This is a genomic window from Acidithiobacillus sp. (assembly GCF_027322205.1).
In the GTDB taxonomy this organism is placed as follows: Bacteria; Pseudomonadota; Gammaproteobacteria; order Acidithiobacillales; family Acidithiobacillaceae; genus Acidithiobacillus.
The window spans coordinates 1-22,862 of sequence record NZ_DAHVHY010000001.1 but is presented as its reverse complement, the minus strand read 5'-3'; the positions used below and the strand labels follow the sequence as shown (position 1 = coordinate 22,862).

The following is a 22,862-nucleotide window of genomic DNA, read 5'->3' as shown; positions in this document are numbered from 1 at the left end:
GTCAGCGTATCTTCAGACTGGAAAGACCGACGAGGACCAGAATCACGGTGATGATCCAGAAACGGACCGCCACCCGGGGTTCAGGCCAGCCTTTTTTCTCAAAATGGTGGTGCAGCGGTGCCATGCGGAAGACCCGTTTACCGGTGAGCCGGAAGGAGATCACCTGGATGATGACGGATAAGGTTTCCACCACAAAGACGCCGCCCATAATGACCAGCACGAGTTCCTGACGGGCGACGATGGCGACGATGGCCAGCGCCGCGCCCAGCGCGAGGGCACCGGTATCGCCCATAAAAACCTCGGCCGGATAGGTGTTGAACCAGAGAAAACCGAGCCCCGCACCCACCAGCGCCCCGCAGAAAATCAGCATCTGGCCGGAGCCCGGTACCCAGGGCACATCCAGGTAGCGAGCAAAGACCGCGTTGCCGGACACGTAAGCAAATATTCCTAAAGCCGCCGCGACCATGATTGTCGGTACAATGGCCAGGCCATCCAGTCCGTCGGTCAGGTTGACGGCATTGGAGGTGCCGACAATCACGAAATAACTGAACAGGATGAAACCGATGCCCAGCGGGATCAGTACATGAGGTATAAAAGGCAGGATCAAGCTGGTCTCTACCGGCTTGCTGGCCAGGGCATAGAGCACCCCCGCCGCGGCGAAGGCCACCAGCGACTGTAAACCATATTTGGCCCGCGCTGAGAGTCCTTTGGTGTTTTTGCGCCGCAGCTTGCGCCAATCGTCGATGAAGCCGATGGCGCCAAAGGCCAGGGTAGTGAGCACCGCCACCCAGACCAGCGGATTACGCAAATCCGACCAGAGCAGCGTCGTCAGGATAACCACCAGCAGGATCAGGGCGCCGCCCATGGTGGGTGTGCCCTGCTTACTCAGGTGGGTTTCGGGACCGTCGTTGCGGATGATCTGGCCGATTTTGTATTGGCGCAGACGGGCGATAAAGAATGGACCGATGAACAGTGAGAGGATCAGCGCGGTAAGGATGGCCAATACGCCGCGCAGGGTCAGATACTGAAAAACGTAAAAGCCGTGATAAAGGCTGCCGAGTTGCATAAAGAGGGCGTAGAGCATCAGGCATTCCCCCCGGTTAAGGCCGGTACGACGCGCTCCATGTGGGTGGCGCGGGAGCCTTTGATCAGTACCACGGTGTCTCCGTCCAGGCGACTTTGCAGGGCGGCCAGTAAAGAGGGCAATTCGGAGAAGGCTTCGCCGTTGACGCCGAAGGCATCGGCTGCCTCTGCTGCCAGCGGACCGAGTGCGTACAGGCGCTCAATACCGAGTTGCTGCGCCAGCGTCCCCGCCTGCCGATGGTAAAGTGCGGCTTCGGGACCGAGTTCACCCATGTCACCGAGGGCCAGGATACGTTGGCCGGACTGCGCGGCGAGCACACGAAGTCCGGCTTCGAGAGAGGCGGGATTGGCATTGTAAGTGTCATCCAGAATCCGACTGCCATGCAGTCCGGAGCGCCACTGCAAACGTCCGGGGATGGCCTTCAGTCCGGCCACTGCCCGTTGAATTTGCGGAATGGAAATGTCGAGCGCCAGCGCTGCGGTCGTGGCCGCCAGGACATTGCGGCCATTGTGTTGACCGGGCAAGGGAATCTCCAGAGTGAATTCCCCTTGTGGAGCGCGTACCTCCAGATGTCCGCCACCCTGTTCGTGGGCGCGCCAGTGTCCGCGCACCCGCGTCGGGCGATGCTCCAAGCTGAAGCGCCAGACTTCTCCCGGCGCTCGTTCCGCCCAGAAATCCGCGAAGGGATCGTCGCCATTGAGGATCGTGAGACCGCGCTTGTCGAGACCGGAGAGAATTTCGCCTTTGGCTGCGGCAATGGCGGCAACGCTGCCGAGGCCTTCCAGATGCGCGGGGGTTGCATTGTTGATCAGGGCCAGGGTGGGCCTCGCCAGCCCGCTGAGGAGAGTGAGTTCGCCGGGGTGATTCATGCCCATTTCCAGCACCGCATAACGATGCTCGGCGCCAAGCCGTGCCAGCGTCAGGGGTACGCCGATGTGGTTGTTCTGATTGCCGCTGGTAGCCAGTACCGGGCCGGACTCGTTAAGGATAGCGGTGAGTACCTCTTTGACCGTCGTTTTGCCGCAGGAGCCGGTCACTGCCAGCAGCGGCAGGCTGAAACGCTGCCGCCAGTGGGCGGTCAGTGTCTGCAGCGCTATCAGGGTATCCCCTACCAGGACGCCAGGTGCGGTGACAGGGGTGCCGGTCAGCACGGCTCCGGCGCCCTGAGCAAGAGCATCAGGCACGAAGTCCTCGCCATTGAAGCGGGCGCCGCGCAATGCCACAAAAAGTGGTCCCGTCATCGGCTGACGGCTGTCCGTAGCGATGCCCTGAATTTCTTTGCGGCCGGCGCTGCCGGGCAACAGCTTGCCCCCGGTGATTTCAGCGATTTCGTTCAGTGAATAGCGGATCATGCGCTGAGCACCTCCGCGGCAATACTGCGGTCCTGAAAGGGTAAACGCTGCCCCAGTATCTCCTGGATACGCTCGTGTCCCTTGCCGGCGATGAGCACCCAATCCCCGGCCTGCGATGCAGTGATGGCGGCCCGGATGGCCGCCGCGCGGTCATGAATCACGGTAACCTGATCGGGCTGTTCCATACCGCCCAGGATGTCGTTGACGATAACCTCGGGCGCTTCGCTGCGCGGGTTATCGTCGGTGAGAATGATGTGGTCGGCAAGGCGTTCGGCCACCCGCCCCATTTCCGGACGTTTGCCACGATCCCGATCGCCACCGCAGCCAAAGACCACGGTCACGGCGCCTTTAGCGACTTCGCGCAGGTCGGTGAGCACCCGCTGCAGCGCATCTGGGGTGTGGGCATAGTCGATCATCACCTGTGCCTTGCCGGGGACCGGAGCCAAGCGCTGATAACGACCTTCCGGCAAGTCGAGTCCGGCGATGGCGGCGTCACTGACCGGCCAGCCCATACCCTCGGCAGTGGCCAGCGCGGCCAGCAGATTCTGAATATTGCTGTTGCCGATGAGGGGGCTGCGCAGGCGCCGCGGGCCGGTAGGGGTATGCAGGTCGAGCAGGGTGCCGCTGGCACCGGGATGCCACTCGACAGCCTGGTAGTCTCCACTCTTTACCCCGAAGCGCAGTTGCCGGACTTCCGGCGCCATGGCGGCAGCGATCTGCCCGGCGAATGCGTCGTCGCTGTTTATTACGGCCAATTGGAGGCCTAGCGTCTGGAAGAGGCGGGCTTTGGTTGCGCCGTAGTGCGCCATATTCCCATGAAAATCGAGGTGGTCCCGACTGAGATTGGTAAATACGGCGGCGGCAAAGGGTACTGCCGCAATCCGTTCCAGCGCGAGCGCATGGGAGGAGACCTCCATGGCGATGACCTTGGCGCCCTGGTCGCGCAGCGTGGCCAGGGTCTGCCACAAAGGGACCGGGTCCGGTGTGGTATTGGCGTGGGAGATAAGCGCATCCACGCGACCGTAGCCGAGGGTGCCGATGATCATCGCGGGCTGCGGCGCAAGTTCGGCGATGAGGCGGGTCACACTGCTCTTGCCATTGGTGCCGGTAACGCCAATGATGACGGGCGCCCGACCCTCGTCCCAGCGATACCAGCGGCGCAGTGACCTGCCGAGCAGAGCCCGTGCCTGCGGGCTTTGCCAGACGGGGTGACCCTGTTCAGTGTAAATACGCTCTGCACTGCCCTCTAACAGCGCTGCGGCTGCACCTGCTGCCCAAGCCTGTTCCAAAAATTGCCGGCCATCGCCATGATTGGTGTTCAAGCCGACGTAGAGCATGCCCGGTCGCAGGCGACGGGTATCGGTTTCAATGCCCTGCAGGGCAATCCCCGCCAGGGCAGCAGGAGTGGCAGGCAACAGGCTGGCGAGCGTCTCAGTGTGCGGCATCGCCAGCCCCCTCGGCCCAACGCCGCTCCTGGTCTGCGGTCATGGCTTTTCCTGCCGCGGTATTCCAGACACCAGTGCCGACATCGGGTTGTGCGCCCATTTGATGCAGGGCAGCGCCCATGGTTACCCGAAATACCGGGGCGGCGACTACCCCGCCATAACGCCAGCCCTGAGTTGGTCCACGCACCACTACGGCCATGACGAATTGCGGATTGTTGGCGGGCGCGAAGCCGACAAAGGTGGTATTCACCTGATGCTTATGAAAGCCGCCCTTACCATTAGCCATGATGGACGTGCCGGTTTTCCCGGCTACCGAATAGCCGGGAATCGCGGCAAGGAAACCGGTGCCGCCCCGACTGGTCACCCCGGCGAGCCAGTCGCGCAGTCGCGCCGCAGTGGCGACCGGTATGACCTGCTGACTGTGCAGGGAGGTGTTGCTGGTGCTGCGCAGCAAGGTGGGCTGGACATAGACGCCGTTATTGGCGATGGCGCCATAAGCCGCCGCCAGTTGCAAAGGGGTGACGGAGAGACCATAACCGTAAGCCATGGCGGCACGCCGCGCCACATCCCAGTTTTGCCAAGCGGGAACCGTGCCGCCAGTCTCCCCGGGCAGCCCTAATCCACTCACCTGCCCAAAACCGACATTGCGCAGCATCTGGTAGAGATCGGCAGGCGGTGTCCGCAGGGAAATCTTTGCCGCGCCAATGTTGCTGGAATACTTGAGTACCTGAGCAAGGTCGAGGGTGCCGTGACGGACATCGTCCTGAATGCAGTAATGGGCCACCCGAAAGCAGTTGGTGTTCACATCAAACGTGGAATTGGGCTGAATGCTGCCGTCATCCAATGCGGCAGCGATGGTAAAAGGTTTCACCACCGATCCCGGTTCGAAAGTGTCGGCGACGGCACGATTATTGTAGAGGTCTGGCTGATAATCGGCGCGATCATTGGGGTTAAAAGAGGGATAGCTGACCATGGCGAGAATTTCGCCGGTATGCACATTCATCAGCACCGCGGCTCCGGAGCGTGCCTGAAAACGCTGTACGGCGGAGGCGAGAGCAGCGTACGCCACATACTGGATGTTGCGGTCAATGCTGAGCGTGAGTGCCTGGCCGGGCAGGGCCGGTTTGGTCGTGCCCAGGATGGCGAGCGGATGTCCTAGATTGTCGCGCAGTCCGGTTTCTTCCCCTGCCTTCCCTTGCAGCCACTGGTTATAGGTCAGCTCCAACCCTTCAATGCCGCGCCCGTCTACATTGGTGAAGCCGAGCAATGGCGCGGTTATGCTGCCGGACGGGTAGTAACGCCTGTTTTCATTGAGACTGTATAAACCGGGTACATGCAGGGCGAGAATGGTAGCGGCACGTTCCGGAGCGATCTGGCGGGCGAGGAAGGCGAACCGGCTGCCGCCGCTCTGGATCCGTGCAGCAAGGGTGGCTGCGCTGATCCCTAAGGCGACGGCAATTTGTGGCCACGGTGCCCGCTGCGGATTGAACAACCGGGGGTCTACCCAGAGGGTTTGCACCGGGACGGACAGAGCCAACGCTTTACCGGAACGGTCGAGAATGGGGCCACGCTGCGCCGGTAAGGCGAAGTGTCGCAGATACCGCTGTGCGCCCTGGTTACGTAGAAACGGACCGCGCTCCACCTGCGCGCGCCAGGCTTGTGCCATGATCGCCGCCAAACCCAGCGCAACCACCGTCCATACTGCGGTCGCCCGCCACGCGGGAAGCGTGACGGTTTGCGGCGAGTGGAGGGGGGCGCCGGGATGGATCATGGTGCTTTGACCATGACAATTTGATCGTTTTTGGGAGCTGCAAGGCCAAGTTTTTGGTGCGCAATATCGCCCACGCGGGCATTGGAAGCGAGCGTGGCCTGCTCCAGCTGGAGCTGACCCCAGCGGTTGTCCAAGGCGAAACGCCTGGCCTGCGCTTCCTGTAAAGCGATGAACTGGCTACGGGTATTCTCTCTTGCCGCGACGATACCGAATAGTGTGGCAGTAATCAGCAGGGCGAGAATAATAGTGCTACGCCGCATAGTGGTCACTCCTTTCGGCAGTCCGCAGCACGGCCGAGCGGGAACGGGGATTATCGCAAGTTTCCCGGGCGCTGGCCCGCAGGGCCTTACCTACAGGATGCCATGGCAGGGGTGGGAGTTCGCTGGCACGCAGGGGTATATCCGCGCTGATACGATAATCGTCAGCGCGGAAAAAACGTTTTACCAAGCGGTCTTCCAGAGAGTGAAAGCTGATGACCGCCAGCCGTCCGCCCGCGCGCAACGCATTCATGGCCTGGGGGAGAAAGGCTTCCAACTCTTCCAGTTCGCGGTTGATGAAAATGCGGATGCCCTGAAAACTGCGGGTGGCCGGATGTTGTCCGATTTCGTGACGGGGCAGTACCTCAGCGATCAAGTCCGCCAGTTGCAGGGTTCTGGTGATGGACGTTTGTTCCCGGGTCCGCAGAATAGCGCGGGCGATGGGGCGGGCAAAACGTTCCTCGCCATATTCGCGCAACACCCGGCTTATTTCGGCCTCGGGTGCGGTAGCCAGCCACTCTGAAGCGCTCACGCCGGCCCCCGGGTCCATGCGCATGTCGAGTGGGCCATCGCGCATAAAGCTGAAGCCGCGCTCGGCTTCATCCAGTTGCGGAGACGAAACGCCGAGATCGGCGAGGATGGCGTCCACGCTGCCCCACTCCAGCGCCGCAAGTACTTCGGCCAATTGACTGAAGCGTGCCTGGCGAATGTGTACTCGCGGGTCTTTTGCAAAACGGTTGCGCAGCGCGGCAATGGCAGTGGGGTCGCGGTCAAGGATGAGCAAGGCATCTGTTGCACCCAGTTCCGCCAGTAAGGCCGCGCTGTGGCCGCCCCGCCCACCGGTTGCATCGACACAGCGCAAGGCTGCACTAGTCCGAAGTGCCGGGCGCAGGATGGCAACGGTTTCTGCCAGAAGGACGGTAATGTGCGCGGTGTCTGGTTCATGATCCTCCCTCACAGGACCAGATCGCCCAGGCTAGCGAAGCCATCCGCGCTGGCCAGCCAGTTTTCCTGACAAGTCTCCCAACGGGCGGCATCCCAGATTTCAAACTTGTCGATCTGGCCCACCAGTACCAATTCTTTATCCAGCTCCGCAAATTTGCGCAGGTTGGGCGACAGGAGGATACGGGCCTGGGCATCCAGACGGATCTCTTCGGACTGACCGACAAAAAGGCGTTGAAACTGACGGGCTGCGACACTGTTGCTGGGGAGTTCGGCGATGCGACGTTCGACTTTTTCCCAGGTGGGCAGGGGGTAAGCGACCAGGCAGCGTTCGCCGGGCTGGCTCTGGGCATCAATCGTGACGATCAATTGGCCGTCGCAGTGGGCGTTCAGCCAGTCGCGGAAACGCGCGGGGACGTTCATGCGTCCCTTGCTGTCCAGACTATGCCGATGTGTTCCCCTAAACATGCCTGTGCTCCCCTCCAAAATTTTCCACTTCGCCCCACTTTTCCCCACAATCCGAAGATTAGAGGGAAGGTTGCCCGCTGTCAAGGAGAAAAAACGAATAATTACGGCATGTTAGAGCATGTTTATAAAGAGTGAACAAAGTGCTTTAAGGGATTTCTGCAATCATCAGATTACATGGTGTAAAATGAGTTTAAGGATACTCTTTCTTTAGCCATGGAATGCGTGGGCGCTACTCGCCCTGTTTTTCCATCTGGTTGATTTTTTATGAGGGTTGCGGATATTTCCGGGCTGTCTGCCGGGATAAATGGGGCTGGTGGTAAAGTTGGAGTGGGCCGATAAGCCGGGTTCTGTCGTGGACGACCATTCCTCTAGACCTACACTTACGCGCAGGCTCCAGCAACCTACCCGCGTGCACCGCGGGCCACGGTATTGCACGCCTATTTGGTCTTGCTCCAGGCGGGGTTTTCCCTGCCATTTCCGTTACCGGAAATGCGGTGCGCTCTTACCGCACCTTTTCACCCTTACCGGCGCTTACGCGCTTGGCGGTATATTTTCTGTGGCACTTTCCGTAGGCTCACGCCTCCCGGTCGTTAACCGGCGCCTTGCCCTATGGAGCCCGGACTTTCCTCCCCGGATTGCTCCGCGGCGGTCGTCTGGCCCACTCCGTCGCGGAGCATACGCGTTTTATGGCCTTCTGTCAGAAGAAAAACGCATGGCCGGACTTTGCGCACTATACTGTGATGTATCTTCACCGGTGCATCAGGATCCTGCTGCGGCCCGCTGCGATGGCCATAGCGGGCCATAGAGAGGAGTAGAGTGCCATGATCAATGACAGTTTTCTCGATGAAGCACGGGAGGTGCCCTCGACTACGCCGATGGCGCGGGTGGTGGCTTGGTCTATTTTCCGGAGTCGTGAGGATGCCAGGAAGTTTTTAGGGCATGTGTACCTGGCAGAGGGACAGGGTTTGGTGGGCGGTTATGGCCGCGATAGCGTCGCTCCATACTGGTGGGTAGGGGTCCAGGTACCAGACATCAGTCAGTGGGGAAACATGACGGCAGTGAATAAGCGCGGCCGTCTCGGAGACTGAGTTCGGGCAGGCGCCGATGCAGCGCCGCCATCAGAGATTCGCGGTCATGGTAAGCACCGGTCGCCTGCAGTTCGCGGGCAAGCGCCAGTGCCTTACCCAACCGCGGTCCAGGCATGAATCCCAGTGCTATCAGATCAGACCCCTTTAGTAGCGGGTCTGGGAGGCTGGTCCAGATGTTCATCTCTTGCCACACCTTGCGGGCGACATCTATGGCGGGGGGGTGCTCTATGCCTGCGCCACGTGCATCCGCCAGGGCGATATCCAGCAGTAAGGGGCGGTCAGGGACCTGTAGGGCAAGGCGGGCATAGGTGGCACGCCCTGCGCCATCGCGGTGCAGGGCGTAGGGTGCGCCGTGCCAGCGAATGAGGGACAGCACCTGGTGGCTGAGATGGTTACCAGGAAAGTAGTGACTTAGGAAAGTCTCGGCAGTAACTTGTGCCTGTTCATGTCCGCAAGCGCGCCAGCGACCTTGGGGGTCGCGCCGGGTGGTGCTGGCTTTGCCGAGGTCGTGCAGCAGAGCGCCAAGCATGAGGATGATGTCGCGCGTTTTGTCGCCGCTGCGTAGCTGGCCAGCAGCGGCAAGCACCCGCCCGGTGTGTATCCAGACATCACCTTCCGGGTGGGCGTCGGGGCGCTGGGGTACCGCTTGCAGGGCTCGGAGTTCGGGGAATCGGGTGATGGCGCCGGTAAGGGCGAGGCTATCCCAGGCCCGGACCAGATGCCGACCGCGCAGGAGCAGTGCCTCCCACTCTTTGCGTAGGCGTTCCCGGGGGACTTCTTGCAGGCGAGGCGCCAATTGGCGGCAGAGTGTGGCGCTCCGGGCTTCAATAGAAAAACCCAATTGGCCCGCCAACCGTGCCGCGCGGAAAACGCGCAGAGGATCTTCCCCAAAAGTGTCGGCCGCTACTACGCGGAGCCGCCGGGCGTGGAGGTCCGCTACTCCCCCAACATGGTCCAAGAGGCGCTGAGCCTGCCAGTCCCAGGCCAGAGCGTTGACCGAAAAATCCCGCCGCTGAGCGGCGATGGCCCAGGGCAGGTGCGGGTTGATCTGCCCCCCCGGCGCTTGTGGCAGGGAAATCTCCGCACCGGCTGCCACCCAGACTGCATGACGGCCACCTACCCGGTGAGCGCCGAAGGGCATCAGACATTCGGCCAGACGGGTCTCGCCTAACCCGTGTATTTCCAGGTCCCAGTCGTGGGTGGCCACACCGAGCAGAGTGTCCCGTGGTGTGCCGCCCACCACCAGGACCCGCGCCCCCGTTCGCTGCAGGGCCGTTAGAACGGGAGTCAGCGCAGCGGGCGGCGTAAGCAGCATGGGAGATCAGCCCTTGACATTGCCCATTTGCGCCAGCAGTTCGGCGTAGTGTTCGGCGACGACGCGCCGTTTTACCTTGAGGGTAGGAGTTAGTTCGCCGTTGGCCTCGCTCAGCGCTTCTGGCAGCAAGGCGAAACGCCGTACCTGTTCATGGGAGGGCAGATCAGCAAGCGCGGTCGAAATAGCCGCATGGATGGCCTTGCGTGTGGCGGCACCGTCGGCGTGGGCATCGACACGTTCTTTGAGGAGTTCCTGATTGGGAAAAATGAGTGCCGTGAGATAGGGCATGCGATCGCCAAAGACGACGGCCTGGTCGATCAGCGCTTGCGCCATCAGCCGCATTTCAATTTTTTGCGGCGGGATGTTCTCGCCAGCGGAATTGACGATCAGATCTTTCTTGCGATCGCTGATACGCAGATAACCATCCGGGTCCAGACTGCCCACGTCGCCGGTGTGCAGCCAGCCGTCCACCAGGGCCTCACGTGTGGCGCTCTCATTATTCCAGTAGCCCAGCATGACGGACGGACCGCGCACCAGGATCTCGCCATCGGCTGCTATGCGCCCTTCCAGATTAGGCAGGAAGGGTCCCACGGTTCCCGGACGGATGGCCTCCAGAGGATTGGCGGCGATTACCGGGCTCGCTTCGGTCATGCCGTAACCTTCGATAATCGGTAAACCCAAATCAATAAAAAATCGAGCAATTTCAGCATCCAGCGGAGCCCCTCCAGAGACAAAGAAACGCAAGCGCCCACCCAGTTTCCTGCGGAGGTTGCGGATCAGCAGGCGGCGGGTAAGAGCGCGCTGCCAGCGTGCCGCCGGACGTCCCTGCGGATCCATCCCCGCCCCTCGACGCAGAAAGCGACCGAGCAGACCCGGTCGATCTTCAATACCCCGTCGTACCCGGCTATAGAGCAGTTGGAAAACCCGCGGCACGGCGACCACAATGTCCGGATGAGATGCCTCCATGTCACGGAGTACCGTGTCCGGGCGCTCCGCATAGGCGACTTCCAGCCCCAGCAGATAGGCGCCGAAATGCCCTGTACCCCGTTCGAAAACGTGGGAGAGGGGCAGGATGGAGAGCAGGCGTTGTCCGGCGCATAATGGCACCAGCGGTATGAACCCTTCGACATTGCTCAGGATGTTGCCGTGACTGAGCATGACACCCTTGGGCCAACCTGTCGTCCCGGAGGTGTAGACGATGGTGGCCGTCTGCTGGCGCCGCAGCGCCGTGAGGCGTTCTTCCAGTTCAGCATCGCGTAGGGTGGCGCCCTCGTCTTCCAGCGTCCCCCAGTGCCGCAGGCCGACTTCTCGCGCAGCGTTTGCATCGCGGAGCAGGACGCGGTCATTGGGTACTCCCCAGCTATTATGCATACGCCGCCACTCGCTGGCACCTTCCAGCAGCATCAGTCCGGCGCCGCTGTCACCCAGCACATAATGAATCTCGCGCGGGCTGAACGTCGGATAGAGAGGAACGGTAATGGCGCCAATGCTGAGGATGGCGAAATCCATGATCGCCCAATCCAGAGAGTTGGGGGCCATCAGGACCACCCGTTCTCCGCTGCGCACCCCCAGGCGCAGGAGCCCTCGAGCCCGTAACCGGACACACCTGGCAAAGGTCGCCGCTGTCACTGGCTGAAAAGCATCCCCTTGCCGGTGCAGGGCAATGACACCACCCGGGTCGCGTTTGCAGCGTGCGAAGAGGCCTTCCGGCAGACTGTGGAGGCGGGCAAGCTCCATACCCATGTCAGCGCATGGCCTTCTCGGCAGGGGTTAGGCTGCGTTTGAAACTCTCCAGATTGAAGACGCGATCCATGTACTCCTGGGTCGCGCGGGCTGCCGCAGGCAGGCTGATTTCCAGAACCGGAAGGCGCCACAGCAATGGAGCGATGGCGCAGTCGAGCACCGAGAGTTCGTCGCCGAAGAGGTAACGCTGCTGGCTGAAGATACTGCTCAGTCCGGCAAGGGTGCTGCGAATCTGCTCTTTAGCCGTTTTGATCTGCTCGGCATTATAGCCTGGCTGGAAGAGTGGCGCGAACCAGTCGCGGTCGAAACGTAGGAGACCCAGGCGCACCTTGGCGCGGGAGATGGGGTCCACAGGAATCAGCGGCGGGTGGGGGAACCGCTCGTCCAGATATTCCATGATGAGCACTGATTCGTGTATGGCCAGATCACGATCCACCAGGGTGGGTACCTGATTGTAGGGGTTGAGTTCCGCGAGATCTTCTGGCTTATTGGCGAGATCGACGTTGATGGTCTGGTACTCCATGGCCTTTTCCTCCAGAACGAAGCGGACGCGATGCGCAAAAACGCAATCGTTGCTGGAGTAAAGGGTCATCAGAGTTTTTTTGGTGCTGGGGGTCGCCATGATATACGTCCTTGTATTGGTGAAGCATGCTTTGGTGCGACCGCAGTGGTGCGGTCGCCTGATCTTTCGGATTATACATAACTGGATGCACCTTGGGGTGATGTGCCGTGCTTGTCCTCTAAAAAAGACGGTCAACGCATGGTGTTAATGGCTGTCAATAGAATATTGTCAAGGGTGGCTGGTCACTGTACACTGCCTGACCACCTGATTAGTTGTATAGAGACAACAAAAGTTGTAAAGTAGGCCACACGTATTTAGCGGGAGGGCGATCCCCACGATCGCGAGAGGGAATATGATCCGTCAGCGCACGCTCAAAAATATGATCTGGGGCACCGGTATTGGCTTGCACAGTGGCAAGAAGGTGTACATCGGCCTGCGCCCGGCGCCGGTAAACACGGGAATCGTCTTCCACCGCAGCGATATCGAGGGTGGCGCCTGGATCAAGGCAGATCCTCTGCATGTGGTGGATACCCGCCTGTCTACCAATATCGGTGATGGTCAGATACGGGTTGGTACCATTGAGCACCTGATGTCGGCCTTGGCAGGTCTGGGTATTGATAATGCCTATGTAGATCTCGACGGGCCGGAAGTACCAATCATGGATGGCAGTGCTGCGCCCTTTGTATTCCTCATCCAGTGCGCTGGGATTGAAGAACAAAATTCACCGAAGCGTTTTATCCGCATCACCAAGCCCCTCAAAGCAGAAGACGGTGATCGCTGGGTGCAACTGGAGCCTTTTGAAGGTTTTAAGGTGAGTTTTACCATCGATTTCGACCATCCCGTGATGAAAAATGGTGGTCAGGAAGTGACGGTGGATTTCGCGCGGACCTCGTATCTCAAGGAAGTAGCGCGTGCACGCACCTTCGGCTTTATGCGTGAAGTCGAGACCTTGCGGCGTATGGGGCTCGCCTTGGGTGGCAATCTCGATAACGCTATCGTGGTCGATGATTACCGCGTGCTCAATGAAGAAGGTCTGCGTTACACCAACGAGTTCGTGCGCCACAAGGTGCTTGACTCCATCGGTGATCTCTATCTGCTTGGCCATCCGCTGGTCGGCCATTTTTCTGGTCACAAGGCGGGGCACGCCCTCAATAACAATTTGCTGCGGGCGCTGCTTGTCCGTCAGGATGCCTGGGAGTTTGTGGATTACTCCGAGAGGCGTGCGCCCTTTTCCTTCGCTGATGCGCTGGCGACGGCCTCCGCCTGAAGGCTGTCCAGAGTGGCCGCCAGGCGCTTCAGGGCGATGGCTATGGCTTGTGGCATCTGATCGGTCACCGCCCGCAGGGCTTCCGGTGCCGCTGCTGAAATATAAGGTGCTTTCGGGATTTTGGCCGGTGGCGGCAGTCGATATGACCAAGGCCGCACCGAGGCAGTGATTTGCTGCGCTGGAGTTTTTGGGAAGCGACTATTCCATTGTTTCAGTATGTTTTTTTCATTTCTTCGCAACCATGAAATCCATACCGGGCTCTGACAGAGCACGCTCAACACCCCCCCGGACCAATCAACCAGCCAGGTATGGTCCTGTGCTTCCAGTGGGAGTAACGCATTCCAGTCCATTTGACGCTCACGCAGCAGCGTTCCGCGACGGCAGACTTCGCCGATCGGCCCTGAAGGGTTTTGTGCCATGGGGCGCCAGGTGCGTCGTCGTTTATCATCCATAGGCTTTCATGCTACCCTGCTCGATATTTTTTACCTAGGCTCGCGTGCTCATGTTTGGAACTATCATCCGCCATGTCGTTGGCAGTCGCAATGACCGCCTGATCAAGAAGGCCCGTGCCGTCGTGGCGCAGATCAATGCCCTGGAGGATCGCTACAAGGCCATGGACGATGCTGCCCTCGCAGCGCAAACCGTGCTCTTTAAAGGGCGGGTAGCCCAGGGCGAATCACTCGACGCGGTGCTGCCTGAGGCGTTTGCGGTGGTGCGCGAGGTGACGCAGCGAGTGATGGGCATGCGCCAGTACGACGTGCAGCTCATTGGCGGTTACATGCTGCATGAAGGTAAAATTGCGGAAATGCGCACCGGTGAAGGCAAGACCCTCGTCGCGACCCTGCCCGCCTACCTCAATGCGCTGCAGGGTAAGGGTGTGCATGTAGTGACGGTCAATGACTATCTGGCCAACCGCGATGCTCACTGGGTTGGCAAGATCCACGGCTTTCTGGGTCTGAGCGTGGGTACCATCATCTCGGATCTTGCCAGCGAGGATCGTCGTGCCGCTTATGCTGCAGATATTACCTACGGCACCAATAACGAGTTCGGTTTCGATTATCTGCGCGATAATATGGCGTTTTCCCCGGCTGATCGGGTACAGCGCGGCCTCCATTACGCCATCATTGACGAAGTGGATTCCATCCTCATTGATGAGGCGCGTACCCCGCTGATTATCAGTGGTCCCACTGAAGAGAATACCGACCTTTACTACCGGGTGGACAAACTCGTCGGAAATTTTGTGGTCGACGAGGACTATACGGTCGATGAGAAGGCCCGGCAGGTGATGCTCACGGAAGAGGGCATCGAAAAGGCGGAACACCTGATGGCGGAAAGTGGCCTGCTGAGTGACGGCAATCTCTATGATCTGGCTAATGTCACCCTGGTCCATCATCTCAATCAGGCGCTGCGTGCCCATGTGATCTATCGGCGGGAGACGGATTACATCGTCCGCGACGGCGAGGTGTGCATCGTTGATGAGTTCACCGGACGCATGATGTCCGGGCGGCGCTGGTCTGATGGTTTGCATCAGGCGGTGGAGGCCAAGGAAGGGGTGGCCGTTCAGAATGAAAACCAGACCCTGGCCTCCATTACCTTCCAGAATTATTTCCGGATGTATGAAAAGCTTTCAGGCATGACCGGTACCGCAGACACCGAAGCCTTTGAACTGAACCAGATTTACGGGCTGGAAGTGGTAATGATACCGACTCATAAGCCGGTGAAACGGACGGACTTTGCCGATCTCATCTATCGCACCAGCCAGGAAAAGTGGACGGCCATTGTTGAGGATATCCGCGACTGTCAGCAGCGTGGCCAGCCGGTACTGGTGGGTACTACCTCTATCGAGCATAACGAATTCTTGTCCCGCCAGCTCAAGCAGGCGGGGATTCCTCATGAAGTGCTGAACGCCAAGCAGCATCAGCGTGAAGCAGAGATTATTGCGCAGGCCGGTAAACCAGGAATGGTGACCATCGCCACCAATATGGCGGGGCGTGGTACCGACATTGTGTTGGGCGGCAATGTCGAACATCAGGTGGGCATGGTGCTGGCCAATCCGGATTTGGAAGAAGCGGAAAAAGCCCGACAGATCGAGTCTCTCAAGGGTGCTTGGCAGGGACTGCATGATGCGGCGATAGCCGCGGGCGGACTCCATATTGTCGGTACCGAACGTCATGAATCGCGGCGGGTAGACAACCAGTTGCGGGGGCGTTCCGGTCGTCAGGGCGACCCCGGCACCACCCGTTTTTACCTTTCCTTGGATGATCCGCTGATGCGTATTTTCGGCAGTGACCGTCTGGGCGGTCTGATGCAGAAGCTGGGCATGAAAGAGGGCGAGGCGATTGAACATCCCTGGGTGACCAAATCCATCGAAAATGCCCAGCGCAAGGTGGAAAGTCGCAACTTCGATATCCGCAAGCAATTGCTGGAATACGATGATGTGGCCAATGAGCAGCGCAAGATCATTTATCAGCAGCGCAATGCCTTCATGGATGCGGATGATGTCAGTCCGGAAATCAAGGCACTGCGTGATGATGTCCTCGACGCGGTGCTGGCCGATACTGCGCCCGAAGGCCTTATGGAAGAGCGCTGGGATCTGCCTGGCCTGGAAGCGGCACTGGAGCGGATTTTTGGTCTGCAGGTTCCGGTCGGACAATGGCTGGAGCAGGATAAGGGCCTCGCCTACGCCGCTTTGCGCGAGCGGATCATGGAGATGGTGTTGTCTGCTTATGCGGCCAAGGAAGAGCTTCTGGGTAGCGAAATGACGCGTCACTTCGAGAAGTCCATCATGTTGCAGGTCCTGGACAGTCAGTGGAAGGACCATCTGGCGAGCATGGATCATCTTCGTGAAGGCATCCATCTGCGTGGATATGCCCAGAAAAATCCCAAGCAAGAATACAAAAAAGAATCGTTGGCCATGTTCAATGTCATGCTGGGGCGGGTGCGCGAAGAGGTGATCAGTACCTTGTCGCGCTTACATGTGAGCCCGACGCCCGCAGAACCAGTGGATTGGGATGCTCTTGCCCGGGTTGCCCAGCCCCAGCATTTGCAGTTCTCCCATCCTGATTTTGCAGCGGCTGCAGCGCCCGCCGTTGAAAATGCAGGCCTTGCTGTGGCGGGGCTCGGGATCATTGGTGAACAGGAGGCGGGTCACCGTCCCGTAGTCAATGATGACAAGGTGGGGCGGAATCAGCCCTGCCCCTGTGGTTCCGGTAAAAAATACAAGCATTGTCATGGGCGCTTGCAATAAGGAAAGCATATGGCCGTTGGTCTCTACCCTCCCCAGGATATCCTGCCCATAGCGGGGGTTCGCCTTAGCGTGGCACAAGCAGGCATTCGTTATGCGAATCGTGCTGACCTGACCCTGATCCATCTGGCGGAAGGGTCCCAGGTGGTGGGTGTTTTTACCCGTAATCGTTTCTGTGCGGCGCCGGTGCTGGTGGCACAGCGTCACCTGGCAGACGGCCCCGACGTGCGGGCGCTGGTGATCAATACGGGCAATGCCAATGCGGGTACGGGTGCGACCGGTTTGCAGGCGGCAGAGGCGAGTTGTCGGGTGGTGGCCGAGCAGTTGGGTTGCGCGCCAGGGGCGGTGCTGCCCTTTTCCACCGGTGTGATCGGCGAACCGGTGGCGCTGGCGGAGAAGATCGCCGCAGTACTGCCAACCTGCATTGCCGGACTCGCCGAGGACCAATGGGAGGCGGCTGCGGCGGCGATCATGACTACGGATACCATCGCCAAGGCCTGTTCCCGTCAGGTGGAACTGGATGGCGTTACGATCACAGTGACCGGTATGGCCAAGGGATCGGGGATGATCCGCCCGGATATGGCCACGATGCTGGCTTATATCGCCACCGATGCCCCGTTGCAGGGGGCGGCAGTGCAGCAGTGCCTGCAGGAGGCTATGGCGCAATCCTTCAACCGCATTACGGTGGATGGCGACACTTCGACGAACGATGCCTGCATCCTGATGGCGACGGGGCAGACCGCGCTACCGCCTATCTCTTCAGTAGCGGATCCCCGCTATGGAAGACTGAGAGACGCCATCACGGCGGTGGCGCAGTGGCTGGCGCAGGCTGTGGTGCGCGACGGCGAGGGGGCGACCAAGTTCATCCCGATCTGTATTTCGGGCGGGCGTGACGAAGCAGAGTGTCTGCAGGTGGCTTACCGGATGGCCCATAGTCCATTGATCAAGACGGCTTTCTTTGCTTCTGACCCGAATTGGGGGCGCCTGCTGGCGGCCATCGGTTCAGCCGGCGTGGACGACCTGGAAGTGGATGGGGTGCAGGTCTGGCTGGGCGATACGCGCATCGTCCGCGACGGTGCCCGCGACCCTGATTATAGTGAGGCGGCCGGACAGGCCGTGATGGCCCAGGAGGAAATCCCGGTGCGGGTTGATCTGGGCAGAGGGGCCGCCGAAGCGCAAATCTGGACCTGCGACTTGTCCTATGACTATGTACGTATCAACGCCGATTACCGTAGCTGATGATTACCGTTCCTGTCGCCACTGGAATCATTGAAGATGCCTCCGGGCGCTTGCTGGTCTCACTGCGCCCGGAGGGTAAGCCATGGCCAGGTTTTTGGGAGTTTCCCGGCGGCAAAGTAGACCCCGGAGAAGCGCCGGAACAGGCCTTGGTCCGGGAACTTTGGGAAGAGGTGGGCATCACCGTTACTGCGCCGGAGTTGTTCCGGGTGCTCGATTATACCTATCCGGAGCGTGCGGTGCGCCTGCATTTTTACCGGGTGCGGCATTGGACGGGTACTGCCCATGGGCGCGAAGGGCAGGAGGTACGTTGGCTCTATCCTTGGGAAATTCCGGCGCTGGAATGTCTCCCTGCGAATCTTCGTATGACGGCGGCGGTATTGGCGGAGGCTTTGCCTCAGCCGCCCCTTTGCCTGATTGCCGATCCTGACAGGTTGCTGCTTCTCGATTTTCAGAAGTCTCTGGAAGCTGCGCTGGGCGCTGGACTGCGCTGGTTGGTGCTGCGCTGCAAAAACGTGCCGGATGCCCCAACCGCCGCCGTACTATCGGCGCTGTGTGCCGGGGCGTTGGCGCAGGGCGCGCAGGTCTACCTCAATCATCCTGATCCTTTGCCCGACTGGCCACGGACCGGACGGCATTTGACGCAAACCCAGCTCGACGCGGGGGTGCGATCCGAAGCGGCTTTCGGGGTGTCTTGTCATGATGCCCCAGGCTTGCTGCAGGCGGCGCGGCGCGGTGCCCGCTATGCCTTTCTCTCGCCGCTTTTCCCCACCCCGAGTCATCCGGGTGCGGCGGCGCTGGGGTCTCAGGCTTTCGCGGCGATGGCCACTGAGTCGTCTTTGCCCCTTATTGCGCTCGGTGGGATGACGGCAGCACGGGTGCCCGAGGCTCTGGCCGCTGGCGCGTGCGGTGTGGCGGTACTCTCCGGTATTCTTGAAGCGCAAGACCCGGCCGCTGCCACCCGCGCTTATCTCCAGCACTGGAAGGGGTAAATGGCCCTTATTTCCGTCGTTATTCCGCTTTACAACGAGGTCGACAGTGTCCTGCCGCTTTGTACGGCTCTGAGCCATGCCTTGGGGGACGCCGATGCCGAGGTGATTATCGTCGATGATGGTAGTCGGGACGGGAGTGCCGCAGCTTTGGACCGCGAGGCGGAGGCGCGGGGCGCGCAATTCAAGATCATCCACCTGCAGCGCAATTTCGGCCAGACGGCGGCGATGCAGGCGGGGATCGATGCCGCCTTGGGCGAAGTGATTGTGACCCTGGATGCGGATCTGCAAAATGATCCGGGAGATATCCTCCCTCTGGCCCGGCGTCTGCTGGAGGAGAATCTGGACGTGGTGGCCGGCTGGCGGAAAAACCGGCAGGACGGTCTGTTGTTACGCAGAATGCCGTCGCGGATTGCCAATCATTTGATTCGCCACCTCACGGGGGTTTATCTGCACGATTATGGCTGCACCCTCAAAGCCTATCGGGCCTCGGTGATCAAGGGGGTGCGCCTGTATGGCGAAATGCATCGCTTTATCCCGGCCTGGCTTTCCACCCTGACTTATACGGATCGCATCGTCGAGGTGCCGGTACGGCACCATCCGCGCCGGGCGGGGCACAGCAAATACGGCATCACCCGTACCTTCCGGGTGATGGTGGATCTGCTCTTCGTCAAATTTTTTCTGGGCTACAGCCAGCGACCCATGCATTTTTTCGGGGTGATCGGGCTGGCGTTATCAGGCATCGGGTCGGCCATGCTGCTGTATCTTTTTGTGGATAAATTTGGCTATGGCGCGGCGATTTCCGGACGCCCTATGCTGATTGCTGGTGTGCTGTTTTTCCTCGCCGGACTGCAATTTCTCAATACCGGCATTGTTGGGGAAATGTTGTCGCGCATTTACCACGAGTCTCAGGATAAAAAGACCTATGTGGTGCGTCACACGATACATCTTGATCCGCCAGCGTGAAGCCGGTTCCCATTCTGATGTACCACAACGTAGCGGTGGCCCCGAAAGGGGTCAGGCTGCGCGGCCTCTATGTTTCGCCCCGGCGTTTTGCGCGGCAAATGGCGCTGCTGCAGTGGTTGGGTTATCGCGGTTTGTCCATGTCTGCGGCGTTGCCCTATCTGCGCGGGGAGCGGGAGGGCAAGGTGGCGGTGATTACTCTGGACGACGGTTATCGGGATAATCTCGAATGCGCATTGCCGGTATTGCGGCGCTATGGCTTTACCGCCACCTGCTACGTGGTGAGCGCCGCCATCGGTGCCGACAATCACTGGGATGCGCAGCGGTTGGGCGTGCATAAGCCGTTGATGAACCCGGATGAGCTGCGTAGCTGGCGGGATGCCGGAATGGAGGTCGGGGCGCACAGCCGCCATCATCCGCGTTTGCCGGAGCTGGGTGAATCCGAGCTGGACGATGAAGTGGCGGGTTCCAGGCGCGAACTGGAAGAAATATTGACGGTGCCGGTGACCCAATTCTGTTATCCCTATGGTGCGGCAGGGCTGCGTGAACGGGAGGCGGTCCGGCGCGCCGGTTTTGCCGCCGCGGTGGCCGTGCGGCGGGGTCGCGCCCTGCCCGGTGGGGATCTCTTCGATTTGCCACGGGTGATGGTTGGCGGACACCACGCGCCCCATGTGTTTCCCCTGCAATTGCTGACCCGGCATGAGGATCGTCATTGACCGCGCCCCCGCGTCTGCTCTGGGTGGGCACCAACCCCGGTGGTGGCGGTACGGAAACGCATATGATCACTCTGAGCCGCGCCCTGGCGGAGCAAGGAGTGGAGATGCATTGTCTGGTGCACCCCCAGGGACGGATCGCGCAGGCGCTGGAAACTGCGCCGGTGACTCGGCATTTCGGGATATTCCGCAACAGTGCCGATCCCTGCGGCATCCTGGCCTTGCGCCGGACGATCCATAATGTGCAGCCGGACTGGGTCATCGGCAGCTTCAGCAAGGAATACTGGCCGTTGGCCCTGGTCAGCCGCAGTGCGGGGCGGCCGCTGGCTTTGTTCCGGCACATGGATCTGCGCCTCAGGCCCGGCACCCGCTGGTTGCTGTCGCGCTGGCCCTTGCGTCTCTTCGCTATCTCCAATTACCTGCGGGATCGGTTGATTCTGCAGGGGCTGCCTGAAAAGCGGGTGGAAGTGTTGGCGAATCCATTACACCTGAGCGATTTTCAGCGTGATCCTGATGCACGGCGGGAACAGCGCCGAACCTTGGGTCTGGCAGAGAACGATTTTGTTGTTGGTTTTGTCGGCGCCTGGCACCGCGGTAAAGGGGTGTTTATGCTCGCCGACGCCATCGACGCTGCACAGGCGATGGACCCTCGGGTGCATGGCATGTGGCTGGGCGGCGGCGCCCATGAGGCGAACCTGCGCGCGCGCCTGCGCGACAAACCCTGGCACCACCTACTGGGTTGGCAGGACCCGGTGACCCCCTGGTACAGCGTCATGGACACCCTTGCCTTGCCTTCCATCGAGCCGGATACCTTTGGGCGGGTTTGTCTGGAGGCGCAGGCCTGCGCGACGTCGGTGCTGGGTGCGGCCATGGGAGGTATCCCGGAGAGCTTTGCGGCGGATCGGACGGGTTTGCTATTGATGGCCGGGGCCACGGTGGAGTGGCGGGACGCTATTCTGCGACTGGTGGCGGATGTCCCCTTGCGTGCGCGTTTGGCGGCGGCAGGTCCGGATTACGTCCGGCGCTTCGACGCCAGCATTGTTGCCGGCGATTTTCTGGCCACCTTACTGCGATGACACGGATGCTTCTGCACCTTATGATGGGCGTAGTCTATTCGCTGCGGCATGAGGAAAGTTTATGCAAGTAACGATGTTACCGCCTTCGTCTGTCAAAGGGTATGTGGCTGGACAGGCCTATACCGGCGTCGATCTGCCGCCCTTGGCCCCCCAGACGGATTGAATGCAGCGCTGATGCCACGACCTTTGCCCGTAGAACCCCGACGTATACTTCTGATCAAGTCGCACAGCGCCGGTATCGGCGACATCCTGCGTAGCTCGGCGGCCTGGGCGGTGCTCAAAAAGCGCTGGCCGGATGCGGAACTGCATCTGGTGTTTCTGACCCGCTGGCCAGGTTATCCGAGCGAGGCGCTGATTCGGGACCATCATCTGCTGTCCAGCGCCCATTTTCTACCCATGCAAGAGGGGCGCTTTGCCGGTGTACGGGGTGTTGGCCCACATATCTGGCGCCGATTATTGCCGGAGCTGCGGCGCATCGTGCAGGATCTGCAACCCGACCTGATTATCGACCACGAACCTTTCGGCATCGAAACCAGTATCGCCGCCCGCTGGATGCGGCATTTCTGTGCGGCACCTGCGGTCGGGGTGAACCAGGTGCCGGGACGGGGGTGGCTTTATGATTATGCGGGGCCGGGTTTACAGGAGTACGCCCGGCGGCATGAATTGTCCTGGCCCATGGACTATACGGAGCGGGACTTTGCGGCGTTAGCGGCTTTGAGGCTGGAGCGGGATGGCCAGCGGATCGTGTTGCAAGAGACAGAGGCGGGGCGCGCGTTCCGTGAGGTGTTGCAGTCACGGTTGTCTGTGGACAGACCGGTTATCGGTCTGAATATTGGTTGTGGTACGCCGGATGCTGTAAACAGGCGTCCCCCCATGGGTTTGCTCGTGGCGGTGGCGCAACGGTTACATCAGGAATATTTCCACCAGTTGTTGCTTATGGGTGCACCCAATGAGCGCATAATAAATGCAGAATTTATGGCGGCCTGTGCATCTTTCCCTTGTGGCCAAAAAGATATTATTGATCTATCCGGAGAGACAACGCTCAGCGAGCTGACTGGAGCGATAGCTTCTTGCGATGTATTTGTTTCCAGTGACTCCGGTCCATATCATATGGCAATCGGTTTAGGAGTCCCTACAGTCGCGCTGTTTAATTTTCCGAATGCAGAGGCTTGTCATCAACATACCAGGATGTTTTTTACGGCACCAAGCAATGTGAGTAATATCTGCTCGGCTATTGTGAATGCAGCAGAAAGGAAAGAGCGAGTGATGGGTTTATGAAGTGGCGGATTCCCGATGGGGCGATGTTTACGGTTTATGCCCTGCCATTATTCTGTTTTCCTCTGAGTA

20 protein-coding genes and 1 other RNA gene are annotated in these 22,862 nt (G+C 60.1%); 9 read left to right on the top strand and 12 right to left on the bottom strand.

The genetic code is table 11. The features are described 5' to 3' along the window. Nucleotide 1: 1 nt before the first annotated feature. From mraY to rnpB, 8 genes are all read right to left on the bottom strand, one after another. Complete coding sequence (gene mraY, locus M7F93_RS00105; protein WP_298167139.1) at nt 2-1,084, bottom strand: phospho-N-acetylmuramoyl-pentapeptide-transferase; 1,083 nt, start codon at nt 1,082-1,084, stop codon at nt 2-4. Next, the gene (locus M7F93_RS00100) at nt 1,084-2,436 is read right to left on the bottom strand and encodes a UDP-N-acetylmuramoyl-tripeptide--D-alanyl-D-alanine ligase (RefSeq protein WP_298167136.1); all 1,353 of its coding nucleotides are present in this window, start codon (nt 2,434-2,436) and stop codon (nt 1,084-1,086) included. The genes mraY and M7F93_RS00100 overlap by 1 nt, the downstream gene beginning before the upstream one ends. After that, nucleotides 2,433-3,881: a UDP-N-acetylmuramoyl-L-alanyl-D-glutamate--2,6-diaminopimelate ligase gene (locus tag M7F93_RS00095; protein WP_298167132.1), complete on the bottom strand. Its 1,449-nt coding sequence runs from the start codon at nt 3,879-3,881 to the stop codon at nt 2,433-2,435. Before M7F93_RS00095 ends, M7F93_RS00100 begins: the two co-directional genes overlap by 4 nt. After that, on the bottom strand, nt 3,868-5,652 hold the full coding sequence (locus M7F93_RS00090) for a peptidoglycan D,D-transpeptidase FtsI family protein (protein WP_298167129.1): 1,785 nt from the start codon (nt 5,650-5,652) through the stop codon (nt 3,868-3,870). Before M7F93_RS00090 ends, M7F93_RS00095 begins: the two co-directional genes overlap by 14 nt. Next, nucleotides 5,649-5,912, bottom strand: coding sequence for a cell division protein FtsL (ftsL, locus tag M7F93_RS00085; RefSeq protein WP_298167126.1), 264 nt, complete (start codon nt 5,910-5,912; stop codon nt 5,649-5,651). The genes M7F93_RS00090 and ftsL overlap by 4 nt, the downstream gene beginning before the upstream one ends. Then, the gene (gene rsmH / locus M7F93_RS00080; protein ID WP_298167123.1) at nt 5,902-6,867 is read right to left on the bottom strand and encodes a 16S rRNA (cytosine(1402)-N(4))-methyltransferase RsmH; all 966 of its coding nucleotides are present in this window, start codon (nt 6,865-6,867) and stop codon (nt 5,902-5,904) included. The genes ftsL and rsmH overlap by 11 nt, the downstream gene beginning before the upstream one ends. Next, complete coding sequence (gene mraZ / locus M7F93_RS00075) at nt 6,864-7,319, bottom strand: division/cell wall cluster transcriptional repressor MraZ (RefSeq protein WP_298167120.1); 456 nt, start codon at nt 7,317-7,319, stop codon at nt 6,864-6,866. The genes rsmH and mraZ overlap by 4 nt, the downstream gene beginning before the upstream one ends. A 320-nt stretch (nt 7,320-7,639) precedes the next feature. Then, an RNA gene (gene rnpB / locus M7F93_RS00070) (RNase P RNA component class A) lies at nt 7,640-7,984 on the bottom strand. Nucleotides 7,985-8,140: 156 nt separating this feature from the next. On the opposite strand from rnpB, the gene M7F93_RS00065 reads away from it, so the two are divergent. Beyond that, a complete protein-coding gene (locus M7F93_RS00065; protein WP_298167117.1) occupies nt 8,141-8,407 on the top strand; it encodes a hypothetical protein in 267 nt (88 codons plus the stop codon). Here M7F93_RS00065 and M7F93_RS00060 read toward each other — a convergent pair. From M7F93_RS00060 to M7F93_RS00050, 3 genes are read right to left on the bottom strand one after another with little or no spacing between them, the layout of a single operon-like run. Beyond that, nucleotides 8,352-9,722 (bottom strand): HD domain-containing protein, encoded by a 1,371-nt coding sequence (locus M7F93_RS00060; RefSeq protein WP_298167114.1) that lies wholly within the window; start codon nt 9,720-9,722, stop codon nt 8,352-8,354. The two genes, M7F93_RS00065 and M7F93_RS00060, sit on opposite strands and share 56 nt — an antisense overlap. A 6-nt stretch (nt 9,723-9,728) precedes the next feature. Continuing rightward, nucleotides 9,729-11,465, bottom strand: coding sequence for an AMP-dependent synthetase/ligase (locus tag M7F93_RS00055; protein WP_298167111.1), 1,737 nt, complete (start codon nt 11,463-11,465; stop codon nt 9,729-9,731). A 1-nt stretch (nt 11,466) separates the two neighbouring features. Then, nucleotides 11,467-12,087, bottom strand: a complete 621-nt coding sequence (locus M7F93_RS00050) for a glutathione S-transferase N-terminal domain-containing protein (protein ID WP_298167108.1) — start codon at nt 12,085-12,087, stop codon at nt 11,467-11,469. 292 nt (nt 12,088-12,379) lie between these two features. Between M7F93_RS00050 and lpxC the strand changes: the two genes are divergently transcribed. Continuing rightward, nucleotides 12,380-13,294: a UDP-3-O-acyl-N-acetylglucosamine deacetylase gene (gene lpxC / locus M7F93_RS00045; RefSeq protein ID WP_298167106.1), complete on the top strand. Its 915-nt coding sequence runs from the start codon at nt 12,380-12,382 to the stop codon at nt 13,292-13,294. Here lpxC and M7F93_RS00040 read toward each other — a convergent pair. Then, nucleotides 13,234-13,746, bottom strand: a complete 513-nt coding sequence (locus tag M7F93_RS00040; RefSeq protein WP_298167104.1) for a DciA family protein — start codon at nt 13,744-13,746, stop codon at nt 13,234-13,236. The two genes, lpxC and M7F93_RS00040, sit on opposite strands and share 61 nt — an antisense overlap. A 50-nt stretch (nt 13,747-13,796) precedes the next feature. Between M7F93_RS00040 and secA the strand changes: the two genes are divergently transcribed. From secA to M7F93_RS00005, 7 genes are all read left to right on the top strand, one after another. After that, on the top strand, nt 13,797-16,541 hold the full coding sequence (gene secA / locus M7F93_RS00035; RefSeq protein WP_298167102.1) for a preprotein translocase subunit SecA: 2,745 nt from the start codon (nt 13,797-13,799) through the stop codon (nt 16,539-16,541). Nucleotides 16,542-16,550: 9 nt separating this feature from the next. After that, entirely contained in the window at nt 16,551-17,777 is a 1,227-nt protein-coding gene (gene argJ / locus M7F93_RS00030) for a bifunctional glutamate N-acetyltransferase/amino-acid acetyltransferase ArgJ (protein ID WP_298167100.1), read from the top strand. Then, a complete protein-coding gene (locus M7F93_RS00025; protein ID WP_298167098.1) occupies nt 17,777-18,766 on the top strand; it encodes a Nudix family hydrolase in 990 nt (329 codons plus the stop codon). Before argJ ends, M7F93_RS00025 begins: the two co-directional genes overlap by 1 nt. Beyond that, a complete protein-coding gene (locus M7F93_RS00020) occupies nt 18,767-19,729 on the top strand; it encodes a glycosyltransferase family 2 protein (protein WP_298167095.1) in 963 nt (320 codons plus the stop codon). A gap of 17 nt (nt 19,730-19,746) precedes the next feature. Further along, nucleotides 19,747-20,442, top strand: a complete 696-nt coding sequence (locus tag M7F93_RS00015) for a polysaccharide deacetylase family protein (RefSeq protein WP_298167093.1) — start codon at nt 19,747-19,749, stop codon at nt 20,440-20,442. Beyond that, entirely contained in the window at nt 20,439-21,515 is a 1,077-nt protein-coding gene (locus tag M7F93_RS00010) for a glycosyltransferase family 4 protein (RefSeq protein ID WP_298167090.1), read from the top strand. Before M7F93_RS00015 ends, M7F93_RS00010 begins: the two co-directional genes overlap by 4 nt. 174 nt (nt 21,516-21,689) lie before the next feature. Next, a complete protein-coding gene (locus M7F93_RS00005) occupies nt 21,690-22,793 on the top strand; it encodes a glycosyltransferase family 9 protein (protein ID WP_298167087.1) in 1,104 nt (367 codons plus the stop codon). Nucleotides 22,794-22,862 lie beyond the last annotated feature (69 nt).

What these genes read in the sequence shown, in the direction of transcription:
- mraY (WP_298167139.1), bottom strand. Translation starts at nt 1,084, where the DNA reads ATGCTCTACGCCCTCTTTATGCAACTCGGCAGCCTTTATCACGGCTTT.
- M7F93_RS00100 (WP_298167136.1), bottom strand. Translation starts at nt 2,436, where the DNA reads ATGATCCGCTATTCACTGAACGAAATCGCTGAAATCACCGGGGGCAAG.
- M7F93_RS00095 (WP_298167132.1), bottom strand. Translation starts at nt 3,881, where the DNA reads ATGCCGCACACTGAGACGCTCGCCAGCCTGTTGCCTGCCACTCCTGCT.
- M7F93_RS00090 (WP_298167129.1), bottom strand. Translation starts at nt 5,652, where the DNA reads ATGATCCATCCCGGCGCCCCCCTCCACTCGCCGCAAACCGTCACGCTT.
- ftsL (WP_298167126.1), bottom strand. Translation starts at nt 5,912, where the DNA reads ATGCGGCGTAGCACTATTATTCTCGCCCTGCTGATTACTGCCACACTA.
- mraZ (WP_298167120.1), bottom strand. Translation starts at nt 7,319, where the DNA reads ATGTTTAGGGGAACACATCGGCATAGTCTGGACAGCAAGGGACGCATG.
- M7F93_RS00065 (WP_298167117.1), top strand. Translation starts at nt 8,141, where the DNA reads ATGATCAATGACAGTTTTCTCGATGAAGCACGGGAGGTGCCCTCGACT.
- M7F93_RS00060 (WP_298167114.1), bottom strand. Translation starts at nt 9,722, where the DNA reads ATGCTGCTTACGCCGCCCGCTGCGCTGACTCCCGTTCTAACGGCCCTG.
- M7F93_RS00055 (WP_298167111.1), bottom strand. Translation starts at nt 11,465, where the DNA reads ATGGGTATGGAGCTTGCCCGCCTCCACAGTCTGCCGGAAGGCCTCTTC.
- M7F93_RS00050 (WP_298167108.1), bottom strand. Translation starts at nt 12,087, where the DNA reads ATGGCGACCCCCAGCACCAAAAAAACTCTGATGACCCTTTACTCCAGC.
- lpxC (WP_298167106.1), top strand. Translation starts at nt 12,380, where the DNA reads ATGATCCGTCAGCGCACGCTCAAAAATATGATCTGGGGCACCGGTATT.
- M7F93_RS00040 (WP_298167104.1), bottom strand. Translation starts at nt 13,746, where the DNA reads ATGGATGATAAACGACGACGCACCTGGCGCCCCATGGCACAAAACCCT.
- secA (WP_298167102.1), top strand. Translation starts at nt 13,797, where the DNA reads ATGTTTGGAACTATCATCCGCCATGTCGTTGGCAGTCGCAATGACCGC.
- argJ (WP_298167100.1), top strand. Translation starts at nt 16,551, where the DNA reads ATGGCCGTTGGTCTCTACCCTCCCCAGGATATCCTGCCCATAGCGGGG.
- M7F93_RS00025 (WP_298167098.1), top strand. Translation starts at nt 17,777, where the DNA reads ATGATTACCGTTCCTGTCGCCACTGGAATCATTGAAGATGCCTCCGGG.
- M7F93_RS00020 (WP_298167095.1), top strand. Translation starts at nt 18,767, where the DNA reads ATGGCCCTTATTTCCGTCGTTATTCCGCTTTACAACGAGGTCGACAGT.
- M7F93_RS00015 (WP_298167093.1), top strand. Translation starts at nt 19,747, where the DNA reads ATGTACCACAACGTAGCGGTGGCCCCGAAAGGGGTCAGGCTGCGCGGC.
- M7F93_RS00005 (WP_298167087.1), top strand. Translation starts at nt 21,690, where the DNA reads ATGCCACGACCTTTGCCCGTAGAACCCCGACGTATACTTCTGATCAAG.